This is a genomic window from Aeromonas sp. QDB54 (assembly GCF_027707385.1).
GTDB classification, from domain to species: Bacteria; Pseudomonadota; Gammaproteobacteria; order Enterobacterales; family Aeromonadaceae; genus Aeromonas; species Aeromonas hydrophila.
Genome location: NZ_JAPCIT010000009.1, coordinates 170,168 through 182,623 on the forward strand (window position 1 = coordinate 170,168; position 12,456 = coordinate 182,623).

Annotated in this window: 18 protein-coding genes; 13 read left to right on the forward strand and 5 right to left on the reverse strand. The window is 62.8% G+C overall.

All coding sequences use genetic code 11. The features are described 5' to 3' along the window. The first annotated feature begins 22 nt into the window (after positions 1 to 22). Together PG881_RS11405 and mtgA are read left to right on the forward strand one after the other, a co-directional pair. Positions 23 to 349: an HI1450 family dsDNA-mimic protein gene (locus PG881_RS11405; protein ID WP_043162467.1), complete on the forward strand. Its 327-nt coding sequence runs from the start codon at positions 23 to 25 to the stop codon at positions 347 to 349. A gap of 59 nt (positions 350 to 408) precedes the next feature. Further along, the gene (mtgA, locus tag PG881_RS11410) at positions 409 to 1,116 is read left to right on the forward strand and encodes a monofunctional biosynthetic peptidoglycan transglycosylase (protein ID WP_011705989.1); all 708 of its coding nucleotides are present in this window, start codon (positions 409 to 411) and stop codon (positions 1,114 to 1,116) included. Positions 1,117 to 1,134: 18 nt separating this feature from the next. Here the strand turns inward: mtgA and PG881_RS11415 are convergent, their stop codons facing one another. Continuing rightward, positions 1,135 to 1,269 (reverse strand): hypothetical protein, encoded by a 135-nt coding sequence (locus PG881_RS11415; RefSeq protein ID WP_256681954.1) that lies wholly within the window; start codon positions 1,267 to 1,269, stop codon positions 1,135 to 1,137. A gap of 144 nt (positions 1,270 to 1,413) precedes the next feature. Here PG881_RS11415 and PG881_RS11420 point away from each other — a divergent pair, with 144 nt between their 5' ends. Further along, positions 1,414 to 1,737 (forward strand): HI1450 family dsDNA-mimic protein, encoded by a 324-nt coding sequence (locus PG881_RS11420; RefSeq protein ID WP_016350838.1) that lies wholly within the window; start codon positions 1,414 to 1,416, stop codon positions 1,735 to 1,737. A gap of 41 nt (positions 1,738 to 1,778) precedes the next feature. Here the strand turns inward: PG881_RS11420 and PG881_RS11425 are convergent, their stop codons facing one another. Next, a complete protein-coding gene (locus tag PG881_RS11425; RefSeq protein ID WP_016350839.1) occupies positions 1,779 to 2,090 on the reverse strand; it encodes a DUF1289 domain-containing protein in 312 nt (103 codons plus the stop codon). Beyond that, on the reverse strand, positions 2,091 to 2,963 hold the full coding sequence (locus PG881_RS11430; protein ID WP_045526749.1) for a CvfB family protein: 873 nt from the start codon (positions 2,961 to 2,963) through the stop codon (positions 2,091 to 2,093). A 212-nt stretch (positions 2,964 to 3,175) separates the two neighbouring features. Between PG881_RS11430 and PG881_RS11435 the strand changes: the two genes are divergently transcribed. From PG881_RS11435 to PG881_RS11450, 4 genes are all read left to right on the forward strand, one after another. Continuing rightward, positions 3,176 to 4,390 carry a UPF0149 family protein gene (locus PG881_RS11435; protein ID WP_270800085.1) on the forward strand — a complete coding sequence of 405 codons (1,215 nt, stop codon included), beginning with the start codon at positions 3,176 to 3,178 and terminating at the stop codon, positions 4,388 to 4,390. 168 nt (positions 4,391 to 4,558) lie between these two features. Next, on the forward strand, positions 4,559 to 5,029 hold the full coding sequence (locus tag PG881_RS11440) for a MarR family winged helix-turn-helix transcriptional regulator (RefSeq protein ID WP_016350842.1): 471 nt from the start codon (positions 4,559 to 4,561) through the stop codon (positions 5,027 to 5,029). After that, the gene (locus PG881_RS11445) at positions 5,026 to 5,214 is read left to right on the forward strand and encodes a DUF4250 domain-containing protein (RefSeq protein ID WP_016350843.1); all 189 of its coding nucleotides are present in this window, start codon (positions 5,026 to 5,028) and stop codon (positions 5,212 to 5,214) included. The genes PG881_RS11440 and PG881_RS11445 overlap by 4 nt, the downstream gene beginning before the upstream one ends. Before the next feature lie 163 nt (positions 5,215 to 5,377). Next, positions 5,378 to 5,557, forward strand: a complete 180-nt coding sequence (locus PG881_RS11450) for a hypothetical protein (protein WP_039214394.1) — start codon at positions 5,378 to 5,380, stop codon at positions 5,555 to 5,557. Positions 5,558 to 5,653: 96 nt separating this feature from the next. Here the strand turns inward: PG881_RS11450 and PG881_RS11455 are convergent, their stop codons facing one another. Then, on the reverse strand, positions 5,654 to 6,241 hold the full coding sequence (locus PG881_RS11455; protein WP_270800088.1) for an FMN-dependent NADH-azoreductase: 588 nt from the start codon (positions 6,239 to 6,241) through the stop codon (positions 5,654 to 5,656). Between the two features lie 225 nt (positions 6,242 to 6,466). Here PG881_RS11455 and PG881_RS11460 point away from each other — a divergent pair, with 225 nt between their 5' ends. The 4 genes from PG881_RS11460 to PG881_RS11475 all read left to right on the forward strand — a co-directional run bounded on the left by PG881_RS11460 (position 6,467) and on the right by PG881_RS11475 (position 9,751). Next, complete coding sequence (locus tag PG881_RS11460; RefSeq protein ID WP_052213274.1) at positions 6,467 to 7,357, forward strand: DMT family transporter; 891 nt, start codon at positions 6,467 to 6,469, stop codon at positions 7,355 to 7,357. A gap of 85 nt (positions 7,358 to 7,442) precedes the next feature. Next, on the forward strand, positions 7,443 to 8,621 hold the full coding sequence (gene purT, locus PG881_RS11465; RefSeq protein ID WP_270800091.1) for a formate-dependent phosphoribosylglycinamide formyltransferase: 1,179 nt from the start codon (positions 7,443 to 7,445) through the stop codon (positions 8,619 to 8,621). 128 nt (positions 8,622 to 8,749) lie between these two features. Next, complete coding sequence (hxpB, locus tag PG881_RS11470; RefSeq protein WP_043123203.1) at positions 8,750 to 9,409, forward strand: hexitol phosphatase HxpB; 660 nt, start codon at positions 8,750 to 8,752, stop codon at positions 9,407 to 9,409. Positions 9,410 to 9,547: 138 nt separating this feature from the next. Then, positions 9,548 to 9,751, forward strand: a complete 204-nt coding sequence (locus PG881_RS11475; protein WP_005301298.1) for a CPXCG motif-containing cysteine-rich protein — start codon at positions 9,548 to 9,550, stop codon at positions 9,749 to 9,751. A gap of 89 nt (positions 9,752 to 9,840) precedes the next feature. Here PG881_RS11475 and PG881_RS11480 read toward each other — a convergent pair whose 3' ends face one another. Next, complete coding sequence (locus PG881_RS11480) at positions 9,841 to 10,458, reverse strand: riboflavin synthase subunit alpha (protein WP_270800094.1); 618 nt, start codon at positions 10,456 to 10,458, stop codon at positions 9,841 to 9,843. A 130-nt stretch (positions 10,459 to 10,588) separates the two neighbouring features. Here PG881_RS11480 and PG881_RS11485 point away from each other — a divergent pair, with 130 nt between their 5' ends. Together PG881_RS11485 and PG881_RS11490 are read left to right on the forward strand one after the other, a co-directional pair. Further along, a complete protein-coding gene (locus PG881_RS11485) occupies positions 10,589 to 10,795 on the forward strand; it encodes a YaeP family protein (protein ID WP_005301307.1) in 207 nt (68 codons plus the stop codon). A gap of 146 nt (positions 10,796 to 10,941) precedes the next feature. Continuing rightward, a complete protein-coding gene (locus PG881_RS11490) occupies positions 10,942 to 12,321 on the forward strand; it encodes an MATE family efflux transporter (protein ID WP_158197357.1) in 1,380 nt (459 codons plus the stop codon). Positions 12,322 to 12,456: the final 135 nt, after the last annotated feature.

Consider the following 12,456-nt stretch of genomic DNA (forward strand, 5'->3'; position numbering starts at 1 on the left):
TTTCAGCTGGAACAGATCGCTTATGTCTTTGAACGACGAAATGCACAGCGTCGAGGAACTGCTCGACACCGCTCTGGAACTCTTCATGGAGCTGGCCTCCGACAACCTGCCGGAGCAGGAGATTGCCCGCTTCAATCAGGAGTTCAACGATCGCGGCCTGCTGGCGGAAACCGATCCGGCCGATGACTGGGAAGCGGATGTCGGGTTCGAAGTCAGTGACGCCGAGTATGCCGAAGTCTGGATCGGGCTTGGCAACGAGCAGGAAGAGTACGAGCACCTGTTCGCCCGCATGCTGCTCTCCCGCCGTGTTGACGAGAAGTTCTGCCACATCGAATGGCTGCCCCAATAATTCCGGATCCCGATGATCCCAGCCACTACGTCTGGGAGCCAGAGCCGGAGCCCGACCCCGTGCGTCCCGCCCTCGCCAGACGCCTGCTGAGCGGGCTCGGCAAACTGCTGCTGGCAGCGCTGCTCAGCACCATCGTCTCGGTGGCATTGCTGCGCTTCATCGATCCGCCCATGTGGACCTGGCGCCTCGAGCGGGCGCTGTTTCCACCGGCCAAGGTGGCCGAGGTCAAACACGACTGGGTGCCGCTCGAGCAGATCTCCCGCGAGCTGCAACTGGCGGTGATCGCCGCCGAAGATCAACGCTTTGCCGAGCACAACGGCTTCGATATGGATGCCATCAGCTCGGCGCTCAAGCACAATCAGCACAGCGAACGGGTGCGCGGTGCCAGTACCCTCAGTCAGCAGACCGCCAAGAACCTCTTCATGTGGAGCGATCGCAGCTTCCTGCGCAAGGGGATCGAGGCCTGGTTCACCCTGCTGATGGAGCTGGGCTGGGACAAGTCCCGCATTCTCGAGATGTACCTGAATATCGTGGAGTTCGGGCCCGGCATCTACGGCGCCGAGGCGGCTGCCAGGCACTACTTCGGCAAACCGGCCGCCCGTTTGACCCGCTACGAGGCCTCCCTGCTGGCCGCCGCCCTGCCCAATCCCTGGCGCTACCGGGTCAAGCCTCCTTCACCCTACGTCCAGCAGCGCTCGGCCTGGATCCGCCGTCAGATGGGCCAGCTGGGTCAGATCACCCTCAACAAGGTGCATCAGGCCGATTGACCAGCCGGCTGCCAAGGCTCAACTGCCGGCAGCCGGATCGTCTGCCGGCGGGCCCAGATGGCCGCCTATGGTGCCCCGATGCAGCGGCAGATAGTGCCACCACCAGGCCTCTCGCCGCCGTTTGATCTGCTGTCGCCTTGTCCGTCGTTTCATGGCACCTCTCCCTTGGCCATCCCCCTTCAACCATACCCCTTTGCCGACGCCCTTGCCCAGACCTGGCGCACCATGGCCACTGGTCTGGCCGCCACCGCCAATAATTGCTACAGTAGCGAACCTCGATGTATCTGGAGTGATTTCATGGAACAGCGTACCCCGGATCAACTGGTCGAATGGGCCTATGATCAGTTTCTTGAGCAGGCCGCAGACATGCTGGCCCCCGAACAAATCGTCGACATCACCCTGGAGTTCGAACAGCGTGGCGCCGTCGAGGCGACCCTGCCCAACGCCGACTGGTCAGCCGAACTCGGTGTGCCGGTCGACATGGAACGCTGGGTCGAGGTGTGGGTCGGCTTGCTGGATCATCAGGAGGAATTTGAGGTGATTTTTGCCACCTTCCTGCTGCCCCGTCATCTAAATGAGCACGATGTCCATGTGCGCTGGCACCGCCAGCAACAGGCATGAAAAAGGCGCCCTCGGCGCCTTTCTCTTTTCTGCAAAGCCCCTCAGGGGCGGGCCGCAATGGCCTTGACCAGACAGCGGCGGCACCAGCAGGCGCTGGCCTCCCCCATGGGCAGGGCCGGCAACTGGCTGCACCAGCACTCGGCGATGGTCGCACCGGCTGACACGGCGCAAAAGGCCGGTTCACCGCAGCCGGGGCAGCGGTGGGTGCTGGTTGAACCGTCCAGCTGCGCCATCACCGCCAGCTGGGCATCACTGTCCATGGCGGACCAGCGACCTATCTCGGTCAGGGTACGGCCACAGCCAAGACAGAGGCCGTCTTTCGCCTGGCAATGGCCAATGCAGGGGCTCGGCACTTATTCGCCATCCGGCGCGCTATCGGCAACCACGAGCGTGATGCAGTTGTCCTCGAGCACAATCTTGCCCTGCTTGTAGAGGCCGCCGATGGCCTTCTTGAAGGTGCCCTTGCTCATGCCGAGCAGCTTGTAGATGAGCTCGGGTTCGCTCTTGTCACCCACCGCCAGGCTCCCGCCCTGCTTCTTGAGACGGGCCAGGATCAGCTCACCGGCATCGTCCATCCGCGCCATGCCCGGCTTTTGCAGGGTCAGATCCAGCTTGCCGTCGTCACGCACCTGCTTGACCCAGGCGGTCAGTGGCCGGCCTGTGGTGACCCGGCCGAACACCTCGTTCTTGAAAAGCATGCCGGCGTATTCGCCGTTGACGATCGCCTTGATGCCGAGCGGCGTGCGCTCGCCGGGCAGGGCAGTCACTTCGTCACCCGCCTTGAAGGGGGGCTTGTCGGTGCGCAGGAACCGCTCGATGCGGCTGGTGCCCACCATGCGGCCCTCATGATCAAGCATCAGCCGCACCAGATAGACGTGGCCCACCTGCATCGGCTTGTTCTGCTCACGGGTCGGCACGAACAGATCCTTCTTCATGCCCCAGTCGAGGAAGGCACCGATCTTGTTGGCATTGACCACCTTGAGGCCGACGATGTCGTCCACCATGGCAAACGGCTTGTCAGTGGTGATCACCGGTTCGCAGTCGGCATCCAGATAGAGGAAAACCTTGACCTCACTGCCTTCAGCCACCCCTTCCGGCAGTTGGCGTTTGGGCAGCAGCAGCTCGCCATATTCGTCGGCCGCAAGCCAGGCGCCGCGCTCTTCGAGCTCGACTACGGTAAGGGTGTTCATCTTGCCAATCTGTAGCATGGTGTTCTCTTCTTTCATTGTCCGGATGGCCAATTTTTCATTGTCCGTATGGGCGCGCATGTTACCCCAAGAGCGGTAACAGGGCCTAGTCCCTTGCCCTGTTCGCGGGTGATTTTCAGGGCCTTTTGGCCACTTTACGGCGATATAATCGCCAGTCAGCCGCCCTTTAGCTGCAAATAACCCCACTTTTGGGTAGACTTCGCCGCTGTCAAAATCCAGAGGAACTGTCGATGAATCCATCCACTCGTACCCGTCATCTCAATCAATGGATCCAGACCCACAGTGGGCAGGACATGACCTACCCGGCGCTGCACGGCTTTTTGTGCGCCCGCTTGGTCGGGCCGGATGCCCCTGACTGGCAGGCCCCGCTGGCCGGTCTGTTGCCCCATGACGCCGAGCTGGATGAAAAGAGCAGCGACGCGCTGCACCATCTGATCGCCGAGCTGGAAGCCCAGGCCGATGAGGCCCAGCTCGTCCTGCCGAGCCAGTGCCGCCTCTCCACCGAGAGTCCGGAGCAGGTCTTCGAGCAGAGTCACCCGCTCGGTCAGTGGTGCTACGGCTTCAGCCAGGGCTTTGCCACCTGGCCCAAGCCCAAGGATCTGAACGACCCGACCACCCAGTACCGTTTCAGCCTGGCCGCCGAGCTGAGCCTGTTTCGCGACAAACCCATGGCGCAGATGCTGCACTCGGCCGCCGGTAGCGACCTCCCCTTCATGGAGTTCTGCAAGCGCCAGCGCCAGAACATGAAGACCGCCCTCAACCAGCTGCTGCAACTGGACGAGTATCAGGCCGTGCCAAGCTCGGAGCTGACGCTGGACAGCGAGCAGGCCGAGCAGTGGCAACAGTGGTTCGAACGGGCCGACGCCAGTCGCGATCCGCACAGCCGCCTCGGCTGGTTCGACAAGGTGATCGCCGACGCCGAGCCGCTGTTCGACGCTGCCTTCTGGCAGCAGATTGCCGGCCATGGCTGGAGTGCCCACGAAGCGCGCCCGCTGCTGGCCGCCCGGGCTGGACGGGCCGACTGCCTGCTGCGCCTCGGCCAGCTGGAACAGGCGCGCAGCGAATATCTGGCGCTGCTCGAGCTGTGCGTGGCCGACGAGCTGGGTTGCCGCTATCCCCTCTCCAGCCTCTATGCCCTGCAAGGGGAGTGGCAGGCCCTGCAGGCCCTGCTGGTGCGCTTTGATGAAGCCTCCAGCTGGCTGCTCTACAACAAGGCGCTGATGACATTTGTCTGCGCGGGGGCCGAGGCCGCGCAGCCGCTGCTGAGCGCCGCCACCAAGGCCAACGCCCATGTACCGGCCTGTCTGCTGGGCCAGCGCAAGCTGCCCAAACAGGAGCCCCACAGCTGGCAGGCGGGCAGTCGCGACGAGGCGGCGCTCTACACCCTGCAAAGCCGCGAGGCCTGGCTCAAGCACAACGCCTTGATCTGGCTGCGCAAAGGCTGAGCCCGCAGCACAAAACCAGCCTCGAACAGACCCGGTTGCGGCGGATGACGTGCGCAACCGCACATTTCTCTGGTGCATGTTCAGACAAACGGCCTTGTGTTACGTATCATCAAGGCCAAAGTATCAAGAGAAACTGCACCCGATGCAGCCGTCACAGCAGGATGTCATATGTCAAAGATCATAGAGCTGCTTGCCCACTATCCCCCCTATCAGCTGGTTCACGCCGCCGAGATGGTGCGCGACACCTTTGAGCAGTTTTACCAGCAGCGCTATCAGCTGACGGTGCCCCAATGGCGCCTGATGATGGTGCTCGGCCCCAACTACCCCATCAGCCAGAAAGAGCTGGTCGAGGCGAGCGGGATGGACAAGGTGCGGATCTCCCGCGAAATTCACCGGCTGGTGGAGAAAGGGATCCTCTTTACCGAGAGCAGCGAGCACGACAAGCGGGTCAGCCTGGTCTCCTTCACCCAGGCGGGGCTCACCCTGTTCCAGCAGCTCAAGACCGAAGCGGGCAGCTGGCAGCACACCCTCACCGACTACCTGCCGGCCGAGGCACGCCAATCCATCCGTCTGCACCTGCAAAGCGTCAGCGACGCCATCGAACAACTTCACCTGCTGGATAGCGAGCGACCCTCATGAATCTGAACAACTTTGCCACCATGGACGTCAACATGCTGCTGAGCCTAGTCAACATGCAGCTGCGTGATCGCTTCGATGATCTCGATGATCTCTGCAAGGCGCAGGATCTCGACAAGGCGGCGCTGGTCGCCAGGCTGGCCAGCGGCGATTTCCACTACCAGGAAGATCAGAAACAGTTCAGATAGGGATCCGGATCACAACCCGGCCCATGCCGCTGGCTCCGGCGGCAAAAGCTGCTATGGTGATGGCTACCCCGGTCAACTGACCTGCGGCAAGAGGTATGGATACATCTTGCTGTCACAGACCGTGGTTAGCCTTCTACTCACCAGCCGCAGCCAAGGATGACCCATGATGTTCCTGACCCGCCCGACCAGCCTGATCACCCTCTGTGCACTGCTGATGATCAGCCTCTTGTCACCGCGCCTGCCCGACAGCGCCGAGCAGTGGCTCACCACCTTGCTGCTGGGCTCCCTGGTAGCGGTCTGCCTGATGGTCGGCAGCGGCTGTCGCCGCTTTCTGCGGGATTGACCTGTCCGGCCCCATTCGCCACAAGACCCCAAAACAGACAACGCAGCCCGAGGGCTGCGTTGTCGCTTTCTGACGTCTGGCAAAGTGCCGTCTTGATCAGAGTGCCAGGGTCTCCAGCTGGCCTTTGGCCTGCTCGATGCCCTTGGCCTGGGCATCCGGGCCCATGCCCATGCCTTCGGCGTAGATGAAGTCCACCTCCTTGATGCCGATGAAGCCCAGCACGGTACGCATGTAGGGGGTCACCAGATCGGTGGCGCTGCCGACGTGCATGCCGCCGCGGGGGCTGATCACCAGGGCGCGGGTGTTTACCACCAGGCCGACCGGACCGGTTTCGGTGTAACGGAAGGTGACGCCGGCGCGGGCCACCAGATCGATCCAGTTTTTCAGCTGGGTCGGGATGTTGAAGTTGTACATGGGGGCGGCAATCACCACCAGATCGCTTGCCTTCAATTCGGCGATCAGCTCGTCGGACTGTGCCAGCACGGCCAGTTGACGCTCATTGAGGTTCTCACCACCGCGCAGGCCCATGGCCAGCTCGCCATCCAGCACCGGCAGGTTCAGGGACGCCAGATCACGCACGGTGACGGTGTCGGACTGATGGTCGGCCAGAAAGCCGTCGATCAGGGCGTTGGATTGGGAATATTGGCCCAGGATGCTGGACTTGAGTACGAGGATATTGGCCATGGTGAAACTCCATTTGGTTGTCGGTTGAACAGCGGTGCTGTCGATGGAGGTCACTCTAAACATTGGGCTTCTATACAGATAGCGAAAATAGATGCTCAACTTATTCAAAATATTTGATGTTAGCTCACTCTCTCGCCAGCCACCGTTTCGCCGCCCCGCCAAGGCTTGGCAGAACAAACGATTGCCGTTATGATCCGCCGCACTTTTTTCAGCGTTCCGGATCCCATGACACCCTCGCGCAGGCACTCTCCCTTTGCCGGTGCAGTCTGGATGATGGTAGCGGGCCTCTGCTTCGCCGCCGTCAACAGCCTGAGCCAATATGTCAGCTTCAAGCTCGGCCTTCCTTCGACCCAGGTCGCCTTCCATCAATATCTGATTGCCCTGGTCTGCCTGCTGCCCTGGCTGGTTCGTCACGGTCTGCGCCAGTCGCTGATGACCAACCAGCTGCGGCTGCACTTGCTACGGGTCGCCCTGGCGGTGGTCGGTATCCAGTTCTGGCTGTGGGCGCTGGCGGTGCCCGTACCCATCTGGCAGGGCATCGCGCTGCTGATGACGTCGCCGCTGTTTGCCACCCTGGGGTCGGCGCTCTTTCTCAAAGAGCAGGTGAGCCGGGTCCGCATTCTGGCGACCCTGGCCGGCTTTGTCGGCGCCATGCTGATCCTGGCCCCCTGGACCGACGATTTCAGCTGGGCCTCGCTGCTGCCGGTGGCGGCGGCGCTGTTCTGGGCCGGCTACTCCTTGCTGGTGCGCTATCAGGCGGCGAGCGAGTCGTCCCACACCATCGTCGTCTACCTGCTCATCTTCAGCACCCCGTTCAACGCCATGCTGGCGCTGCCGGAGTGGCAGTGGCCGAGCGAAACCCAGTGGCTGCTGGTGGCTGCCTCCGGCGTGCTGTCGGCACTGGCCCAGATGTCCATCGCCCGCGCCTACAGCGTGGCCGAAGCCTCGTTTGTGCAACCCTTTGATTTTGCCAAGCTGCCGATGAACGTGCTGGCCGGCTGGCTGGTGTTTGGCTGGGCGCCGCCCGGTCGATTGTGGCTCGGGGCCGCCATCATCATCGGCGCCATCACCCTGCTCACCCATCTGGAGCAGCGCGCCCACAAATCCGTTTCCTGAGGTACGCCATGCGTGCCTCTTTTTTTGCCCGCTATTCGCGCAATAGCGGCCATCAACCATCACTCACGACATCAGGAGAGATCACATGTTTGGAACCGCTACCCGCCCCGGCGCCACCCGCGCCCTGCTGCTGGGCTCTGGCGAACTTGGCAAGGAGGTCGCCATCGAGCTGCAACGCTTCGGCATCGAGGTGATCGCCGCCGACCGCTATGCCGATGCCCCCGCCATGCAGGTGGCGCACAGAGCCCATGTACTGGACATGCTGGACGGCACCACCCTGCGCGCCCTGGTCAACGAGGTCAAACCGGATCTGATCATTCCCGAGCTTGAAGCCATCGCCACCGATACCCTGGCCGCCCTGGAGCAGGAAGGCGTCAAGGTGGTGCCGAACGCCCGCGCCACCCAGCTCACCATGAACCGGGAGGGGATCCGTCGCCTCGCCGCCGAGACACTGGGCTTGCCCACCTCCCCCTACCGCTTTGCCCAGAGCAAGGAGGAGTTTGTCGCCGCCGTTGACACCATCGGCCTGCCCTGCGTGGTGAAGCCGGTGATGAGCTCGTCCGGCAAGGGCCAGAGTGTGCTGCGCGATCTCGCCAAACTGGACGAGAGCTGGACCTATGCCCAGGAGGGCGGTCGCGCCGGCCGCGGCAAGGTGATCGTCGAGGGCTTCGTCCCCTTCGAGTACGAGATCACCCTGCTCACAGTGCGCGCCGTCGACAGCATCCACTTCTGTCAGCCCATCGGCCATCGGCAGGAAGATGGCGACTACCGCGAATCCTGGCAGCCGCAAGCCATGAGCGAGCTGGCGCTGGCCCGCTCCAAAGAGGTAGCTGCCAAGGTGGTAGAAGCCCTCGGTGGTTACGGTTTGTTCGGGGTCGAACTCTTCATCAGGGGTGACGAGGTGTGGTTCAGCGAGGTCTCGCCGCGCCCCCACGACACCGGCATGGTAACCCTCATCTCTCAGGATCTCTCCGAGTTCGCCCTGCACGTGCGCGCCATTCTGGGGCTGCCCATCGGCACCATCACCCAGTACGGGCCGAGCGCCTCCGCCGTGGTGCTGCGCGAAGGTCACAGCCAGAACATCCGCTATCAGGGGATTGGCGAGGCATTGGCGCTGGTGCCGGGTGCCCAGTTGCGGCTGTTTGGCAAGCCGGAGATCGCCGGCCGCCGCCGACTCGGCGTGGCGCTGGCTCGGGCTGAAGATTGCCCCACCGCCGTCGAGCAGGCCAAAGCCGTGGCCGCCAGGGTGGACGTGCTCTTCTGACCACTGTTTTTTGTCTCGCACAAACAAACGTTTGCCTGCGTGATCCGGCGCAAGGGGCATGGCAATGCCCCTTTTGCATTGAGGCGCCTCGCTTATAATCCCCCCTTCACCTATGTCAGGAGTACAAGATGTTAACTGCCGTGATCTTCGATATGGATGGTGTTCTGATCGACTCGGAACCCTTTTGGCAACGGGCCCAGATGGCCGTGTTCTCCGAGCTGGGACATCCCCACACGGTGGAAGATTGCGAATCGACCATTGGCGTGCGCATCGATCAGCTGGTGGCCCACTGGTATCGACTGCGCCCCTGGAGCGGCCCCAGCCAGGAAGAGGTGGTGCAGCGCATTCTGGATCGGGTCAACGCGCTGATCCTCTCCGAAGGTCAGGCCAAGGCCGGTGTGCTGGAGGCGCTCGATCTCATCGAGGCCCGCGGCCTCAAGGTGGGTCTGGCGACCTCCTCCCCCTTTGCCATGGTGGAAGCGGTACTCGGCAAGCTCGGCATTCGCGATCGCTTCCTGGCGGTCCACTCCGCCGAGGTGGAGCGCTTCGGCAAGCCGCATCCAGATGTCTATATCCACGCCGCCGAGAAGCTGGGAGTGGAGCCGGTGCATTGTCTGGCCATCGAAGACAGCTTCACCGGCCTGCTGGCGGCCAAGGCGGCCTCCATGAAGGCGCTGATCGTGCCGGACCCTGCATTAGTGGGCGATCCCCGTCTGGCCATCGCCGATCACCAGCTACGCTCGCTCACCGAGCTGGATGCCGAGATGCTGGCCAACTGGGTCAAGTAAACAGCACGCAGGTGCTGTCGGACTGACCTCCTGCCTCCCTTGATCCCGGTCATAAACGTGCGCTTGCTCGCGGTCAGGACAGAGCGAACCAACTAGAATCAGGGGAGATAGGCGGCCCACGGGCCCGAGGAGGTCATCATGATCGAGTACACCAGCAAGCGCATCGTCTGCCCCCACTGTGGCCATCATACCCGGGTCGAGCTGGATGCCAGCCAGGGGGATCAGGAGTTCTACGAGGATTGCATGGCCTGCTGCAACCCCATCCACCTGCGACTGCATCGGGATGAGGCGCGCGACTGCCTGCAACTGTTTGTGGACGCAGACGACGAGCAGATGTTCTGACTGCCAGTGAACCCACCCACAAGATCGCCAAGGGCCTGCATGATGCAGGCCCTTTTCAATGGCAAATCCCTGAGGGCGCGTTGGTCAACTTACCCCGGCTGACGGGCCGCCAGTACCCGCTCCACCGTATCGACGATGGCCTGGGTCTGGGGATCGATCTCGATGTTGGTATGCCAGCCGGCTTTGACCCAACCCAGGTTGGTACGGGCCAGCGTCTCGGGAATGAGATTGACGCAGAACTCGCTGCCGCGCACTTCCCCCACGGTGAGGCTGATGCCGTCGATACCGATGTACCCCTTGGTCAGCACGTATTTCATAAGCGTGGGGGCGAGGCGATACCACACCTGCCGGTTGTTGGGAGTGTCGATGACCGAGACGACCTGCGCGGTGCCCATGATGTGGCCGGACATGGCGTGGCCGCCAATCTCGTCGCCAAAGCGGGCGGCCCGCTCCACGTTGACCTTGTCCCCCGGCTGCAGCTGGCCGAGGTTGGTGAGGCGCAGGGTCTCCTGCATCAGATCGAAGCTGACCAGCTCCCCCTCGACCCGGGTGACGGTCAGGCAGCAGCCGTTATGGGCCACGGAGGCGCCCAGCGCCAGCCCCTCGCCCCAGGCCGGGTTCGGCATGCGGATCACGTGGGTACGAAAGTTGGGCAGCTCGTCGATGGCCACCAGTTCGGCGGTCCCCTGTACTATGCCGGTGAACATGTCTCGTCTCCTGCTACGAAAAAAGGCAGGGTAACCTCGCCCCGAGCCCCAGACAAGCGCGCTGGCTGACAAGCAGGCGGCCGATCGCTATAGTGACGGCATTCAAACCAGCGCTGACAAGGAAATAAAAATGCAGGTATATCAATGCTGTGAGGCCATTCGCATCGCCTACAACCAGATTGGCTCCGGGGAGCAGGGCTATGTGCCGCAGGCCATTGCCGCCACCATCAGGGCGCTCAACGCCGTGGCATCGGACGAGCGGGTGCCGGCAGATCTGCGCGAACAGGCCGCCTACGCCGCCGCCAACCTGCTGATCAGCGATCACGAGGACGCCTGATCCGGCCCTTGCGCCAAACGTTTCGTCCCGGATGAATTTCAGGCTAGAATGACCCCCCCGCACTTTGCATTCCCGTTTCGGGAGTGCAAAGGCCCTTCCCGCTACCCGCTCTTTTTACGCTTTATCTGATCCACTCGGAGGTGTCAGTGCAACGTTATTGGTCCGAGGCGAGGCAACTCGTTCGTCTAGCCAGTCCCATTCTGGTGGCCCAGGTCGCCCAGGTCGCCATGAGCTTCGTCGATACCGTGATGGCGGGCCAGGTCAGCGCCGTGGATCTGGCGGCGGTGTCGGTGGCCTCCAGTTTCTGGCTGCCGATCATCTTGCTGACCCAGGGCATCATCATGGCGCTCACCCCCATCGTCTCCCAGCTCAACGGGGCCCGCAAGCGGGACGAGGTACGCCCCGCCGTGCATCAGGGCTTCTGGCTGGCACTGATGGTGATCCCGATCGCCATGCTGGCGCTCTATTTCAGCCCGCTGGCGCTGCACCTGATGAAGGTGGATCCCGTCATGGCCGCCAAGACCACCGGCTTTTTGCACGCCATCATGTGGGGTCTGCCCGCCTTCGTACTGTTCCAGGTGCTGCGCAACTTCAGCGAGGGGCTCTCCCACACCATGCCGACCATGGTGATCGGCTTCGTGGGGCTGGCGGTCAACATCCCCGCCAACTATGTCTTCATCCACGGTCACTTCGGCATGCCCAAGCTCGGTGGCGTGGGCTGCGGCGTGGCCACCGCCATCGTGCTGTGGGCCATGCTGCTGGCGATGATCGTCTATGTGAAGCTCTCCTCTCATTTCAAGGAGATCAACCTCTTCTCCCGGCTCGCCCGCCCCAACGGCAGCCGGATCTGGCGCCTGTTCCGGTTAGGCTTTCCCATCGCCATGGCCATCTTCTGCGAAGTGACCCTGTTTACCGTGGTGGCCCTGATGCTGGCCCCCTTCGGTGCGGAGACGGTGGCGAGCCACCAGATAGCCCTCAACTTCTCCAGCCTAGTGTTTATGCTGCCCTTGTCGATTGGGGTGGGTGTCACCATCCGGGTCGGCCACAGCATCGGCGAGGGTCAGCCCGAGCACGCCCGCGTCGCCGCCCGCACCGGCCTGATGCTGGGCATGGCGGTGGCTGCCGGTACCGCCGCCCTCACCGTGCTGCTGCGCGAGCATATCGCCAGTATCTACACCGACGACCTGCAGGTGATCACCCTCGCGGCCATACTGCTGTTCTTCGCCGCCATCTACCAGATCTCCGACTCGGTGCAGGTAGTGGCCGCAGCCGCCCTGCGTGGTTACAAGGACACCAAGGCGATCTTTTACGTCACCATCGTCGCCTACTGGGGACTGGGGCTGCCCACCGGCATGATCCTGGGGCTGACCGACTGGCTGGTGCCGCGCATGGGGCCGCAGGGCTTCTGGATCGGTTTCATCGTCGGTCTGACCGGCGCCGCCCTGATGCTGGGAGCCCGGCTGCGCTACATCTATGGCCGCTTTGCCAGCCCGGAGGCCTGCAGCGCCCTCTCCAAGGCGCAATAGGGCAAACTCGCCTGCAAAATCAACAGGCTGCGCAAGAACTGGGCAAACAGTCTGCTTTGTGCGTGCGGCCTGTTGACAGCCTTGGGGGGCATGGGTAGTATGCCGACCACGTCAGCAGTGCTGGTGTGGTGAAAC

Bases quoted from the DNA above. Each gene is read 5' to 3' on its own strand.
- PG881_RS11405 (WP_043162467.1), top strand. From the start codon at position 23: ATGTCTTTGAACGACGAAATGCACAGCGTCGAGGAACTGCTCGACACC.
- PG881_RS11415 (WP_256681954.1), bottom strand. From the start codon at position 1,269: ATGAAACGACGGACAAGGCGACAGCAGATCAAACGGCGGCGAGAGGCC.
- PG881_RS11420 (WP_016350838.1), top strand. From the start codon at position 1,414: ATGGAACAGCGTACCCCGGATCAACTGGTCGAATGGGCCTATGATCAG.
- PG881_RS11430 (WP_045526749.1), bottom strand. From the start codon at position 2,963: ATGAAAGAAGAGAACACCATGCTACAGATTGGCAAGATGAACACCCTT.
- PG881_RS11435 (WP_270800085.1), top strand. From the start codon at position 3,176: ATGAATCCATCCACTCGTACCCGTCATCTCAATCAATGGATCCAGACC.
- PG881_RS11440 (WP_016350842.1), top strand. From the start codon at position 4,559: ATGTCAAAGATCATAGAGCTGCTTGCCCACTATCCCCCCTATCAGCTG.
- PG881_RS11445 (WP_016350843.1), top strand. From the start codon at position 5,026: ATGAATCTGAACAACTTTGCCACCATGGACGTCAACATGCTGCTGAGC.
- PG881_RS11450 (WP_039214394.1), top strand. From the start codon at position 5,378: ATGATGTTCCTGACCCGCCCGACCAGCCTGATCACCCTCTGTGCACTG.
- PG881_RS11455 (WP_270800088.1), bottom strand. From the start codon at position 6,241: ATGGCCAATATCCTCGTACTCAAGTCCAGCATCCTGGGCCAATATTCC.
- PG881_RS11460 (WP_052213274.1), top strand. From the start codon at position 6,467: ATGACACCCTCGCGCAGGCACTCTCCCTTTGCCGGTGCAGTCTGGATG.
- purT (WP_270800091.1), top strand. From the start codon at position 7,443: ATGTTTGGAACCGCTACCCGCCCCGGCGCCACCCGCGCCCTGCTGCTG.
- hxpB (WP_043123203.1), top strand. From the start codon at position 8,750: ATGTTAACTGCCGTGATCTTCGATATGGATGGTGTTCTGATCGACTCG.
- PG881_RS11475 (WP_005301298.1), top strand. From the start codon at position 9,548: ATGATCGAGTACACCAGCAAGCGCATCGTCTGCCCCCACTGTGGCCAT.
- PG881_RS11480 (WP_270800094.1), bottom strand. From the start codon at position 10,458: ATGTTCACCGGCATAGTACAGGGGACCGCCGAACTGGTGGCCATCGAC.
- PG881_RS11485 (WP_005301307.1), top strand. From the start codon at position 10,589: ATGCAGGTATATCAATGCTGTGAGGCCATTCGCATCGCCTACAACCAG.